The organism is Cruoricaptor ignavus (assembly GCF_014961145.1).
Classification (GTDB): domain Bacteria; phylum Bacteroidota; class Bacteroidia; order Flavobacteriales; family Weeksellaceae; genus Cruoricaptor; species Cruoricaptor ignavus.
On the sequence record NZ_CP063145.1, the window covers coordinates 1,801,991 to 1,814,628 of the forward strand.

Here is a 12,638-nt window from a genome sequence, read left to right on the forward strand (position 1 = left end):
TTTAGCCTTTTAATCTGTTTAAAATACTGATATCCACCGACTTAGCGTTGCGGTACATCATCGCAATAATGCCAAGCCCTACGGCAACTTCCGCCGCTGCTACCACCATTATGAAGAACACCAGAATTTGCCCGGCAGCATCACCATTGTATGCGGAAAACGCCGCCAGAAGAAGGTTTACGGAGTTCAGCATCAGCTCTACACAACCCAGAATGATGATGGCGTTTTTCCTAAGCAAAACACCCAAAACGCCGAGCGAAAACAGCACCGTGCTCAGCACGATAATGTATTCAATTGGGATGGTTTGTATGAATGTATTTCCGGTTTCCATTTACAAATCTCTTTTGCCGACAAGCACCGCGCCCACAATCCCCGCCAAAATCAGGATGGATGCAAACTCGAACGGCAGCACATATTCATTAAATAGTAATTTCCCAAGATTCTTCGTCAGCCCCACCGTAGTATCGGCAGAAGTTGCCACGGTATTTCCGCTCAAACCTTTGTAAGCGCCCAGCAATCCCAAAAACAGAATGCAGGTTGCGAAAACTCCGATAAATTTATTGGCATTATGTTTCTTTACATCATCTATCTTATTGAGGTTCAGCATCATAAGGATGTAGAGGAAGAGCACCATAATGGCACCGGCATACACGATGATTTGGATGATGAAGAGGAACTGCGCATTCAACATCAGGTAAAAACCTGAAATAGAAAAGAAGGTGACAACCAGCGAAAGAATGGCATACAGCGGGTTTTTCCCCACCACGAAATATACCGCGCTCGCTAAAGTAATGGCCGCCAAAACGAAAAATACAATCTGATCCATTACTTCACAGCGTTTTTTTGGCGTTCAGTTTGCCGCGGCGTTATATCGATTCTGTTATTCACATCCTCCACCAGTTTGTCCTTACCATAGATAAAAGAACCACGGTTGGATTCCACATTTACCAGCCTATCCGTCAGATAAATCGCTGATTTTGGGCAGGCTTCCTCGCACATTCCGCAGAAGATGCAGCGTAGCATATTGATTTCGTAAGTGATGGCGTATTTTTCTTCGCGGTATAGGTGCAGTTCGTCCTTTGTTCTTTCGCCTGAGGTCATCGTGATGGCTTCGGCAGGGCAGGCCACGGCGCAAAGTCCGCAGGCTGTGCATCTTTCGCGGCCTTCTTCGTCGCGCTTCAGTATGTGCTGCCCACGCCAGATTTTCGCGCGGTGCCTTTTTTCTTCAGGGTAAGAAATTGTGGCAGGCCCTTTCACGATGGTTTTAATGGCGTGCTTCATCGTGATGCCCATACCTTTGAAAACGGCAGGCAGGTACACGCTTTCAGCCAGCGTCATTTTCTTATTCGAAGCAACTTTAGAGCGGTTCGTCAGTTTCATTTCTTAGCTTAATTACTTCCTTGTCAGGAAATCAGTTCAGCAATTTAATCAATTATCAATCAACACCTATCGTTCATCATCTGTGGATCAGCAGCATTACCACGGCTGTTATCAGAAGGTTCACGAGAGATAGCGGTATGAATTTCTTCCAGCCAAGGTGCATCAGTTGGTCATATCTGAATCGCGGCAAAGTCCAGCGGATCCACATAAAAATCAAAATTCCTATTACCACCTTGGTGAACATTGCCAGGATGGAGAGCACGCCTGCCCAGTTTTCGCCCCAGTTTTCCGTCACCCAGTCAATCCCTGGATATTGATAACCGCCGAAGAAAAGGCAGGTGATGAATGCGCTTGAAATAAATAGGTTCACATATTCGCCGAACATATACAGCCCCAGCTTCATCGATGAATATTCCGTGTGATAGCCGTTCACCAGTTCGTTTTCGCATTCTGCCAAATCGAAAGGTGCACGGTTCGTTTCCGCCAAAGCTGTTACGAAAAAAATGATGAAGGCTAAAGGCTGATAAAATATATTCCAGTTCATTCCGGAAACTTCCGGCAGGATGCCCCAGATTTTCCCGGTGCCCTGCTGTGCCACGATTTCGCTGAGGTTAAGGCTGCCGCTCATCAGGATGATGCATAGCAGGCAAAGCCCCATTGCCAATTCGTAGGAAATCATTTGCGAACTAGCACGGATGGCGCCAATCAGGGAATATTTATTATTGGATGCCCAACCACCGAGCAAAATGCCGTAAACGCCGATGGACAGCATCCCGATGAGGTAAAGCACGCCCACATCTATATCTGCAATTTGCAGTGCGAAACTTTCACCGCCGATGTTCAGAGATTTCCCCCAGGGTATTACAGCGCCGGTAATCAGCGAGATGAACATTACTAAAGATGGCCCCAGCACAAAGAGGAACTTATCTGCATTTGCAGGCGTAAAATCTTCTTTGAAGAAAAACTTTCCACCATCTGCCAAAGGCTGCAGCAAACCGAAAGGCCCCGTTCTGTTCGGCCCGATTCTGTCCTGCATCACGGCAGCCACTTTCCGTTCCCCCCAGGTTGAATACGCCGCCACAAGCAGCGAAACCAGGAAGAGAACTAATATCAGGATAACTTTAAAAGTTAATACGCTCATTTTAAGTTAATTATTCCAAAATTTTTTCGCCATACTGATTATCATCCGAAGCGCTGATTTCCTTCGCATCGCGGTTATCAATTTGGCGGAAATAATCCTTCGGGTTTTCGTAATGATTCAGTGAAATCACAGAGTGCCTGTCAATATGTCTCGGGCCTTCAATCGTCCAGAGTTTCGGGTCCTTCTTCTCGAATCGGCATTCATTGCAGATGAAATCTTCCACTTCATCATATTGATTCTTCCGCGCCGTAACCCGGATAATTTCATCATCCTTCATCCAGAGCACCGCCTTGCCAGAGCATTTATCACATGTGCAGTGGGCATCCATCGGCTTGGTGAACCATACCCTGCTTGCAAATCTTGAAGTTTTGTCGGTAAGCGCACCTACAGGGCATACATCAATCACATTGCCGATGAAATCGTTGGTAAGCGCTTTGTTGAGATATGTTGAAATCTCGGCGTGGTCTCCGCGGAAAAGTATGCCGTGCTCCCTTTCTTCCGTCAGTTGATTAGCCGTCAGAACGCATCTTGCACAAAGTATGCAGCGGTTCATATGCAGCTTGATGTACGGCCCGATGTCTTCCGGCTCGAAAGTCCGCCGCTCGAATTCTGTTCTCGTATTTTCTACGCCGTGCTGGTAGCCCAAATCCTGAAGATGGCATTCGCCGGCCTGGTCACAAATCGGGCAATCCAAAGGGTGGTTAAGAAGAAGAAATTCCGTCACCGCCTTTCTTCCAGTCTGCGCTTTTTCGGAAGTCAGGTTTTTCACTTCCATTCCGTCCATCACCGCTGTTCTGCAGCTTGCCACTAGTTTTGGCATCGGCCTTGGGTCTGCCTCGGAGCCTTTGGAAACTTCCACCAGGCAAGTTCTGCACCTGCCGCCGCTTGTTTCCAGAGGTTTGTAGTAGCACATTGCAGGCGGTACGGATTTCCCGCCGATTTTCCGCGCGGCTTCCAGAATTGTGGTGCCGGCATCTACCTCGGTGGTTTGTCCGTCTATCGTGATTTTGAATTTTTTTACTTCTTCGCTCATATTTTCTTTGCCAAAATCAGGCGCAGATTTTATTATACTGTTGCGGCAACTGCCGATATAGGATCTGCATATCCTGCCAATCCGTAGTTCTGCGTGCGGCAAAGTTCGGGATTTAAAATATGCCATTCAAATTCATCGCGGAAATGCCGTATCGCTGCAGCTACAGGCCAAGCTGCGGCATCGCCCAGCGGACAAATGGTGTTGCCCTCAATCTTGCTTTGGATGTCCCACAGCAAATCGATGTCTTGCATAGTGCCTTGTCCGTTCTCGATTTTTTGCAAGATACGGTACATCCATCCTGTTCCTTCGCGGCAAGGTGTGCACTGCCCGCAGGATTCGTGGTTGTAAAACCTCGCCAAACTCATCGTGTGCCTTACCACGCATTGATCTTCGTCCAGAACTTCAAAGCCTCCAGAACCCATCATTGTTCCCGTTGCAAAGCCTCCATCTGCCAAAGATTCGTAATTCATCATCCTAGGTTCGCCGTTCATTGTTTTCAGCAGAAGATTCGCTGGAAGAATCGGCACGGAAGAACCGCCCGGGATGCAAGCCTTCAGCCGTTTTCCGTTTGGAATGCCGCCACAATATTCGTCAGAATAAATAAATTCTTCCACGGAAATCGTCATATCGATTTCGTAAACACCCGGCTTGTTGATGTTTCCGCAGGCAGAAATCAGTTTGGTTCCGGTAGATTTCCCCACACCGATTTTCGCATATTCCTCTCCCCCAAGCTCGATGATTGGGACAATGGCAGCGATGGTTTCTACATTATTTACTACCGTTGGCCTTTCCCAAAGCCCTTTCACAGCGGGGAATGGCGGTTTCAGCCGTGGATTTCCGCGCTTGCCTTCCAGAGATTCCAGAAGGGCCGTTTCTTCTCCGCAGATGTAGGCTCCGGCACCGCGCTGCACGAAGATTTCCAAATCGAAACCGGTGCCCAGGATGTTTTTGCCTAAAAATCCGTTTGCTTTCGCTTCTTCGATGGCCTGCTCCAGAATATCGGGAATCCAGGAATATTCACCTCTGATATAAATGAAGGAAAGATTGGCGCCGAGCGCAAAGGACGAGATAATCATTCCCTCAATCAAAAGGTGCGGAATGTACTCCATCAGGTACCGGTCTTTGAAGGTTCCTGGTTCGGATTCATCTGCATTTACCACCAGGTGTCTTGGCACGCCTTCAGGTTTTGCAAGGAAGCTCCACTTCATTCCGGTAGGGAAGCCTGCACCGCCACGCCCACGAAGTCCGGAAGTTTTCACCTGTTCCACAAGTTCTTCCGGCGTCATTTGCAGAGCTTTTTCCACGGCAGCATAGCCTCCGTTTTCTCGGTAAGCCTCGAAAAACCGAATGCCTTCGATGTGTGCGTTTTTAAGTAAAAGTTTCCTGCTCATTATTATTTTAGCGGCTCGATTTTTTCAAACGAAGCCGGATTGTTTTCATTTAAGTTGTTCCAATTTTTAAGCAAATCTTCCCTGTGGATTGCGGCCCACTCCATTACCATTGATAAAGCTTTGGGTGGGAATTTTCCTTTTATTACTGCAAAGTTTTCAATTGCAATCATTATTTCATACTCCTCGTACCTTGCGTGGAAATGTGGCGGATTATGGTCCTGCAAATACATATAGATTACAATCCCATAAAATCTACTGATTTCCGGCATATTCAAAAAAGTTTTTTCCAATGATTTTCAAATACATTGCATCGGCATCCATCTCACAGTTTTCATTCCAGCTGATGATATTGCGGTCGACTGAAAACTTTTCAAAATCATTATTCCAAACACTGAAAAATCCACATCTCGGAATTTCGGACAAATCCACTTTTCCCTGAACGCCGTCATCGAAACTTAGTTCTAGTACAAAGTTTCCAACTGGTTTTGCAGATTTTAAATTTGGAATCTCTCTCATAATTATTTCATCAGCCCAAATCTATCGCTCCATCTCTGCACAGCTGCAGGATTTCGTCCACTTTTTCAGTTGTTAAATTCTCGTGGTAGAATTTCCCAAGCTGCATCATGGGTGCATAGCCGCAAGCTCCGAGGCATTCCGCAGGCTTCAGCGTGAACATTCCGTCTGCCGTAGTTTCACCGTCATTGATGTTCAGCACCCTTCTGATATGCTCTAAAATCTTATCGCTTCCGCGCACCATACAAGGCCCTGTTCTGCACACTTCCAGCACATACTTTCCCACAGGCTTCATATTGAACATGGTGTAGAAAGTCGCCACTTCATAAACTTCAATCGGCTTAATCTGCAGTAAATCAGCCACATAATCCATCACGGGAACATCCAGCCAGCCGCCAAATTCCTTCTGCGCAATATGCAGCACGGGAATCAGCGCCGATTTCTGCCGCCCTTCAGGATAGCGTGCTATAATTATATCGACCTGCTCTAAAACTTCCGGTCTGAAAGCTATTTCACTCATTTACAATCAATTAAGAATAATTAACTCTTAATTTTAATTTTTAAAACTTTACGCATCCAGCTCACCTGCAATTACATTTAGCGAGCTCAGCGTTACGATGGCATCCGAAATCTGCGCACCGGTAATCATCTCGGGATAAGCCTGATAATAGATGAAGCAAGGCCGGCGAAAATGCAGCCTGTACGGGCTTCTGCCGCCATCGCTCACCAAATAGAAGCCAAGCTCCCCGTTGCCTCCCTCCACACAATTATAAACTTCGCCGCGTGGAATTTCCGTCTCACCCATCACGATTTTGAAGTGGTAAATCAGGGCTTCCATTTTTGTGTAGACATCGGCCTTTTCCGGCAGATAAAAATCCGGAACATCAGCGTGGAAAGGCCCTTCTGGAAGATTTTCGTACGCATTCTTCACAAGCCGGATGCTCTCCCAAATTTCCTGCTGGCGCACCATAAATCTATCGTATGTATCGCCGGAAGTTCCCACAGGAATTGCGAAATCAAAATCGTCATAGGATGAGTACGGCGCAGCGTAGCGAACATCATAATCCACACCGGTTGCCCGAAGGTTTGGCCCTGTAAAGCCGTAGCTAAGGGCTCTTTCCACAGAAATGCTGCCGGCGTTTATCGTTCTGTCCATAAAGATTCTATTGCGCTCCAGCAAATTGCTGAATTCCTGGAATCTTTTCGGAAAGCCGTCCAAAAATGCACGCAGCATCTCGTGGAAGCGTGGCGTAAAATCGCGCTCAAAACCACCGATTCTGCCCATATTGGTCGTCATTCGGTAGCCGCACATTTCTTCGTACATTTCGTAGATGCGCTCACGATCTTGGAAAACATGGGTAAAGCCAGTCAAAGCGCCTGTATCTACACCGGTTACCGAGTTGCAAACCAGGTGGTCGGCAATTCTCGCCAGCTCCATCATTATGATACGCATATAATCCACACGCTTCGGAACTTCGATGCCTGCCAGCTTTTCTACGGTGAGGTGCCAGCCGATGTTGTTAATCGGTGCTGAGCAGTAATTCATCCGGTCCGTAAGTGTGGTAATTTGCGCGAAATTCCTCCGCTCGGCAATTTTTTCAAAAGCCCTGTGAATGTAGCCCACCGTCTGCTCGGAATGCAGGATTCTCTCACCATCCATCGTGAGGATGTTCTGGAAAATCCCGTGCGTTGCAGGGTGCGTAGGCCCAAGGTTCAGCGTATAAAGCTGCCCGTCGATCTGCTCCTGTGCATCGTACGAGTTTAAAAGGTTTGAAAGTGCGTTGTCCTTCATTGCTTTACGGCTTTATCTGCCGAACATTTTATCGTCTTTATCCGTTCTTGTGCCGTCTTCCAAGCGGTATTGCTTCAGCATTGGATGATAGCCCATTTCAGGATCGTTTAAAATAATTCTCAAATCGGGATGTCCCTTAAACTTTATGCCGTAGAAATCGTAAGTTTCGCGCTCCATCCAGTTCGCCCCTGCAAATAAGTCCGTCAGCGAATCGATTTCCGCATCATCCTTCGGCATGTAGGCCTTTATGCGAAGCCTGGTGTTCTCCGGCATATTGTGGAGGTGATATATCACGCCCAGTTCCTTTTCTGGATTTTCCGGGAAATGAATTCCTGTAACATCTGTAAGAAAATGGAAATTCAGCGATGAATCTTTCAGATGATGTATGATTTTCTTCGCATCGTTTTTGCGCACTTCTACCGTCAGCATCCCGTAAGGTTCAGAGTGCTGCACGATGCTTTCTGGGAATTCCCTTTTCAGCGCTTCTAAAACAAAATCATTCGTCATACTGTAGATTCAAGATACAAGAATCGAGAGCAAGGATTTATTTTTCATACTCTCACATTCTTTAATTATCGCTTATCACTTATCATCAATTAATACCGTAGCTTTCCAGCAAAGCCTTATACTCCGGTGAATTTCTTCTCCTCAGGCTTTCGTTCTGCGCTAATTTCTGCACCTCCATTATCCCGTCCAAAATCTGCTCTGGCCTTGGCGGGCAGCCCGGCACATACACATCCACCGGCATTATCTTATCCACGCCCTGCAGAACGGAGTAGGTGTCGAAAATTCCGCCGCTGCAGGCACATGCTCCCACGGCTATTACCCATTTTGGCTCTGCCATTTGTGTATAGACTTCCTTCAGTACCGGTGCTAATTTCTTAGCGATGGTTCCGCAAATCAAGATTACATCGGCCTGCCTTGGTGAAAAACTCATCCTTTCGCTGCCAAATCTCGCCAAATCATAATGGGGGGACATAGTGCCCATAAACTCAATGCCGCAGCACGATGTAGCGAATGGCAGCGGCCAAAGCGAATAAGAGCGCGCCAAACCGATAAGGTCGGAAAGTTTCGTGGCAAAGAAGCCTTCACCTTCGTAACCTGCTGGCGGTGCAGCGTTGGTATTTATTACGGGTTTATTCTCTTGCATTTCAGTTGTTTACTTATCCCAGTCTAAAGCGCCGCGTTTCAGCACATAAATGAAACCTACAAAAAACACGCCTACGAATGCTAAAATTGCAGCGAAGCCTTCCCAGCCGAAGCCCAGGAAATTCACGGCGTAAGGATAAAAGAATACGATTTCAATATCGAACAGCACGAAAAGCACTGCCGTAAGGAAATATTTGATGGAATACGGCGTTCTTGCGTTTCCTTCCTGCTCGATGCCGCACTCAAAGTTTTTGTTTTTTTCCACCGCGCTTTTGCGCTGCCTTGCGCCAAGGTATTTTGCGCCAAGCAAAGACATCAGCACGAAGCCTACGGAAACCGCAGCCATTATCAAAATCGGGATGTAGTCTGTAGGCAGATTCATAGGATTCAAAAATTCAGCAAACAAAGTTAGAGAAAATCATAGGGACATTCAGAGTAGGTTTTTAATTTAGAAGCATTATAATTTATCATCTTTACTGGCGTTCTTCATTTTTTTTAAAAATAATATGGCGATAACTGCCAGATAAGCCAAAAGTATGCTGCCAAACAAAATGATGACTGCGGTATTCGTACGCTCATCATCAGTGGGCGGGAAGAGATTGAGTAAGAGGTAAGCGAGGATCAGCGCGCCGTAGATGTAAAGATGCTTGTTAAAATTCATACGCTCCAGTTAGTAATGTCCATCCCGTAGGTTCTTCGCCGTTTATGATTTATAGGGTTATAATCCTGCCACAGAAGCTGTATGCTTTTATTTTCCTCCAGCTCGGGGTTTGTTTCAAGAAACTTTACGCCTTTTCTCCGGAAGGTTTCATAAATTTCTTTGAAAATTATTGCTGTTACGCCCCTGCGCTGGTACTCCGGATGTATGCCGATGAGGTAAAAATTCGCCCTGTCGTTCCTGCGGCTGGCTTCCAGAAGATGCATCCAGCCAAAAGGGTAGAGGCGGCCACCCGCTCTCCGCAGTGCCTCGGAGTAGCTGGGCATCGTGATAGCGAAGGAGATCAGGCGGTCTTCCGGATCGGCGATGCAGATCACAAAGTCTTTATTGATGAATGAAAAATACTGTTCCTTGTAGGTTTCCATCTGCTCGCTTGTCAGCGGGGTATAGGTGGAGAGGTTTCTGTAAGTTTCATCCAGCAGGCGAAACATCGGCTCCACCAGCGGCAGCAATTCCTCCTTTTTCTTGAATTTTAAAACCCGGAGGCCGTACTTTTCCTTGATCAGCTCGCTGAATTTCGTGATTTTATCGGGCAGGACATCGGGGAATTCAATTTCGTACTCCACCCATTCTTTCTCCTTTTCCAGCCCAAGGTTCTCGAGATGCCGCGGATAATACTCAAAATTGTATAGCCCGATCATCGTTGCGAGGCGGTCGAAACCCATGGTCAGCATCCCCGCTTTGTCCAGGTTGGTAAAGCCCATCGGACCTTCTATTTTTATAATCCCATTTTCTTCCGCAAAATCCACAGCTTTCTGAATCAAAGCGCGCGAAACTTCCTGGTCATCAACGAAATCCAGCCATCCGAAGCGCACCTTCTTTATCCCAAGCTCCCTGGCCTCCTTATGGTTGATGATCACAGCGATTCTCCCGACCACGCTGCCCCCCCTTATCGCAATATACAGCCTGGCATCCGAGTAGGCGAGGGCAGGGTTTTTCCTCGGGTTCAGGATTTCCATCTCATCACCTATGATGGGCGGCACAAAATAAGGATTATCACGGTAAAGCTCTATCGGGAAGCGGACGAACTTCCTTAAGTCCACCCGTGTTTTTACCTCGATGATTTGTAGATTTTCCGCTGTGCTCATCAGGGGCAAAGATACGGTTTACGCAGAAAACTTCCTGCCGTAGTTTTAAAGCGTTTGGCACACTTTTTAGTAAGGATTTAAACATAACATTTATAAAGTTTAAATGAGCTACTATTTACTTTTTGGAATCATCTTTCTGGCGTCTCTGGCTGTGCAGACGATGCTGAAGTCAAAATTTAAACGCTATTCCGAACTTCACCTCCGCAACGGGATGTCCGGAAAGGAGGTGGCAGAGAAAATGCTGCGCGACCACGGAATCCACGATGTGCAGGTAGTGTCGGTACCCGGGCAGTTGACGGATCATTACAATCCTCTCAATAAAACCGTGAATCTTTCCGAAGGGGTCTATATGCAGCGGAATGCCGCCGCCGCCGCCGTAGCCGCTCACGAATGCGGGCACGCCGTACAGCACGCCGTAGGCTACTCTATGCTGAAGCTGCGCTCAGCGTTAGTACCAATTGTCAACATATCGTCTTACCTTCTGCAGTTTGTTTTAATGGCGGGAATTTTTGTGATGGCTTCCTATGGAAATCCTACACTCTTCACTCTCGGAATTATACTCTTTGCAGTCACTACCGCTTTCGCATTCGTAACCTTGCCGGTAGAGTACGACGCGAGTAACAGGGCGCTGGCGTGGCTCCAGAATACCGGTACGGTAACCCCGGACGAGTATGCCGGCGCGAAGGATGCGCTGAAGTGGGCGGCAAGAACTTATGTAGTAGCGGCACTTGGTTCGCTGGCGCAGCTGCTGTATTTCATTTCAATGCTTAATGGCAGAAGGGATTAAAAGAATTCAAACTCAATAGCCAATTCCGAAAGTTTTTGTGTAAATTCTTCCCTATATCTGGCTTTTATTTTCGCATAAATTTCACCCTGTTCTTCAGCGGTGAAATTTTTTATTTCAGCAGAAAATTTATTCAGCAGCGTGAAAACCACATTCTGCTTTACCAATGGGAATTTAGTTAATAGTTTGATTTCCAGCTCCTTGGTGATGATCTCCGTTTCGTCCAAAGTCATCTTCGCAGATTCTTTATACGCCTTTATTAGCCCAGATACGCCCAGCTTGGTACCGCCATAGTAGCGCACCACGACCAGTAGAAGATCGGTAATTCCGTGAGACAAAATCTGGTTGTAGATTGGCAGGCCGGCACTTCCTGAAGGCTCCCCGTCGTCATTAGTCCTATAGATTTCTCCCGCAATGCCCAGCCGGTAGGCATAGCAATGGTGCGTGGCTTTCGGATGAAGGGCGCGGACCTCATCAAGAGCATTCTTCACCTCAGTTTCATCAGATACCGGAGTTGCGAAGCCTATGAATTTGCTGCCCTTTTCTTTGAAAGTAATATCCTTTACAGGGCTTGCTATCGTCTGAAATTCAAAAATTTCGTTCATTTATTCCGGTAGAATTCTACAGTATTATTTCCGAAGATTTCAGTCTTTAGCGGGCTGAAAGGAAAATCCGGAGCGGGTGTACCTGAGTGCAGCTGCAAATCCGGCCGTTTAATATTAACGGCTTCATCCCATAAGTTTCGTCTAATGAAATCTCCCAGGATTTGCCCCCCACCTTCTACCATAACAGACTGAATTTCATTGTTATACAGTTCTTCAATAATCTCGTCCAAATTCAAGCTTTCAGTTTTAATAAACCTAACGCTGCCGCGCTCATCGTTTTTAACGGAGTTGAACACCAAAGTCGGCGCCTCATCATTGAAAACTTTGAAATTTTCCGCGACAGCAAGTTTGGTATCCAGTAAAATTCTCACGGGATTTCTGCCGGCAACTTCGCGCACCGTTAGGCTGGGGTTGTCATTTATAGCAGTATTTTTCCCAACGAGGATGGCCTGTTCCTCGGCGCGCATCCTATGCACCATCTGCTTCGTAAAGGCATTCCCAATCTGGTACGGCTGGTGGTTTTGGTCAATAAATCCGTCACTGCTTTGTGCCCACTTCAGCACTATGTACGGTCGCCTTTTTTGATGATAAGTAAAGAACCGCCGGTTGAGTTCGCGGCATTCTTCTTCCAGGATCCCCTGTGTCACGCTGATGCCGGCTGCCCGCAGAATTTCGATGCCCTTTCCTGCCACCTTTTCATTTGGATCTGTACAGCCGATGATGACCCGTTTGAATTTTATTTCGGCAAGTCTCAGCGCGCAGGGTGGGGTGCGGCCAAAATGCGCGCAGGGCTCCAGCGAAACGAAAATTTCCGACTCCTCCAGCACGCTTTTGTCTTCCACGGAATTTATCGCGTTGATTTCCGCGTGCGGTTTGCCGGCGCGCTCATGGTAGCCCTCTCCGATGATCTTCCCTTTGTAGACTATTATGCTGCCCACCATAGGGTTCGGGTAGGTGCTGCCCTCTGCTAGCCTGGCAAGCTGTATGCACCTTCGCATTAAATCTTTGTCTTCCACAATTGATTTGCTAAAAAAAATGTCAGAG

General features: G+C 47.0%; 18 protein-coding genes. 1 reads left to right on the forward strand and 17 read right to left on the reverse strand.

Going from position 1 to position 12,638, the window contains the following annotated elements:
* Position 1: 1 nt before the first annotated feature.
* The 15 genes from nuoK to IMZ16_RS08715 all read right to left on the reverse strand — a co-directional run bounded on the left by nuoK (position 2) and on the right by IMZ16_RS08715 (position 10,205).
* Positions 2-331, reverse strand: coding sequence for an NADH-quinone oxidoreductase subunit NuoK (gene nuoK / locus IMZ16_RS08645; protein ID WP_073178893.1), 330 nt, complete (start codon positions 329-331; stop codon positions 2-4).
* Positions 332-826: an NADH-quinone oxidoreductase subunit J family protein gene (locus tag IMZ16_RS08650; protein WP_193439704.1), complete on the reverse strand. Its 495-nt coding sequence runs from the start codon at positions 824-826 to the stop codon at positions 332-334.
* Positions 826-1,380, reverse strand: a complete 555-nt coding sequence (locus IMZ16_RS08655) for a NuoI/complex I 23 kDa subunit family protein (RefSeq protein WP_193439705.1) — start codon at positions 1,378-1,380, stop codon at positions 826-828. The genes IMZ16_RS08650 and IMZ16_RS08655 overlap by 1 nt, the downstream gene beginning before the upstream one ends.
* 76 nt (positions 1,381-1,456) lie before the next feature.
* Positions 1,457-2,521 carry an NADH-quinone oxidoreductase subunit NuoH gene (gene nuoH / locus IMZ16_RS08660; protein ID WP_193439706.1) on the reverse strand — a complete coding sequence of 355 codons (1,065 nt, stop codon included), beginning with the start codon at positions 2,519-2,521 and terminating at the stop codon, positions 1,457-1,459.
* 10 nt (positions 2,522-2,531) lie between these two features.
* Positions 2,532-3,554, reverse strand: coding sequence for a 2Fe-2S iron-sulfur cluster-binding protein (locus IMZ16_RS08665; protein WP_193439707.1), 1,023 nt, complete (start codon positions 3,552-3,554; stop codon positions 2,532-2,534).
* 32 nt (positions 3,555-3,586) lie between these two features.
* Entirely contained in the window at positions 3,587-4,945 is a 1,359-nt protein-coding gene (nuoF, locus tag IMZ16_RS08670) for an NADH-quinone oxidoreductase subunit NuoF (protein ID WP_193439708.1), read from the reverse strand.
* Positions 4,946-4,947: 2 nt separating this feature from the next.
* On the reverse strand, positions 4,948-5,214 hold the full coding sequence (locus IMZ16_RS08675; RefSeq protein ID WP_193439709.1) for a DUF4160 domain-containing protein: 267 nt from the start codon (positions 5,212-5,214) through the stop codon (positions 4,948-4,950).
* On the reverse strand, positions 5,198-5,461 hold the full coding sequence (locus IMZ16_RS08680) for a DUF2442 domain-containing protein (RefSeq protein ID WP_073178904.1): 264 nt from the start codon (positions 5,459-5,461) through the stop codon (positions 5,198-5,200). The genes IMZ16_RS08675 and IMZ16_RS08680 overlap by 17 nt, the downstream gene beginning before the upstream one ends.
* 10 nt (positions 5,462-5,471) lie before the next feature.
* Positions 5,472-5,978 (reverse strand): NADH-quinone oxidoreductase subunit NuoE family protein, encoded by a 507-nt coding sequence (locus IMZ16_RS08685; protein ID WP_193439710.1) that lies wholly within the window; start codon positions 5,976-5,978, stop codon positions 5,472-5,474.
* A 48-nt stretch (positions 5,979-6,026) separates the two neighbouring features.
* Positions 6,027-7,250 carry an NADH-quinone oxidoreductase subunit D gene (locus tag IMZ16_RS08690; protein ID WP_193439711.1) on the reverse strand — a complete coding sequence of 408 codons (1,224 nt, stop codon included), beginning with the start codon at positions 7,248-7,250 and terminating at the stop codon, positions 6,027-6,029.
* 12 nt (positions 7,251-7,262) lie between these two features.
* Positions 7,263-7,757, reverse strand: coding sequence for an NADH-quinone oxidoreductase subunit C (locus IMZ16_RS08695; protein WP_193439712.1), 495 nt, complete (start codon positions 7,755-7,757; stop codon positions 7,263-7,265).
* An 85-nt stretch (positions 7,758-7,842) separates the two neighbouring features.
* Entirely contained in the window at positions 7,843-8,400 is a 558-nt protein-coding gene (locus IMZ16_RS08700) for an NADH-quinone oxidoreductase subunit B (protein WP_193439713.1), read from the reverse strand.
* Between the two features lie 9 nt (positions 8,401-8,409).
* Complete coding sequence (locus IMZ16_RS08705; RefSeq protein WP_193439714.1) at positions 8,410-8,781, reverse strand: NADH-quinone oxidoreductase subunit A; 372 nt, start codon at positions 8,779-8,781, stop codon at positions 8,410-8,412.
* Positions 8,782-8,856: 75 nt separating this feature from the next.
* Positions 8,857-9,060 carry a hypothetical protein gene (locus tag IMZ16_RS08710; protein ID WP_193439715.1) on the reverse strand — a complete coding sequence of 68 codons (204 nt, stop codon included), beginning with the start codon at positions 9,058-9,060 and terminating at the stop codon, positions 8,857-8,859.
* Entirely contained in the window at positions 9,057-10,205 is a 1,149-nt protein-coding gene (locus IMZ16_RS08715; RefSeq protein WP_193439716.1) for a GNAT family N-acetyltransferase, read from the reverse strand. Before IMZ16_RS08715 ends, IMZ16_RS08710 begins: the two co-directional genes overlap by 4 nt.
* A gap of 103 nt (positions 10,206-10,308) precedes the next feature.
* On the opposite strand from IMZ16_RS08715, the gene IMZ16_RS08720 reads away from it, so the two are divergent.
* Positions 10,309-10,992, forward strand: a complete 684-nt coding sequence (locus IMZ16_RS08720) for a zinc metallopeptidase (protein ID WP_073178918.1) — start codon at positions 10,309-10,311, stop codon at positions 10,990-10,992.
* Here the strand turns inward: IMZ16_RS08720 and IMZ16_RS08725 are convergent.
* The gene (locus IMZ16_RS08725; RefSeq protein ID WP_193439717.1) at positions 10,989-11,594 is read right to left on the reverse strand and encodes an IMPACT family protein; all 606 of its coding nucleotides are present in this window, start codon (positions 11,592-11,594) and stop codon (positions 10,989-10,991) included. The two genes, IMZ16_RS08720 and IMZ16_RS08725, sit on opposite strands and share 4 nt — an antisense overlap.
* Positions 11,591-12,610, reverse strand: a complete 1,020-nt coding sequence (ribD, locus tag IMZ16_RS08730; protein WP_227411503.1) for a bifunctional diaminohydroxyphosphoribosylaminopyrimidine deaminase/5-amino-6-(5-phosphoribosylamino)uracil reductase RibD — start codon at positions 12,608-12,610, stop codon at positions 11,591-11,593. Before ribD ends, IMZ16_RS08725 begins: the two co-directional genes overlap by 4 nt.
* Positions 12,611-12,638: the final 28 nt, after the last annotated feature.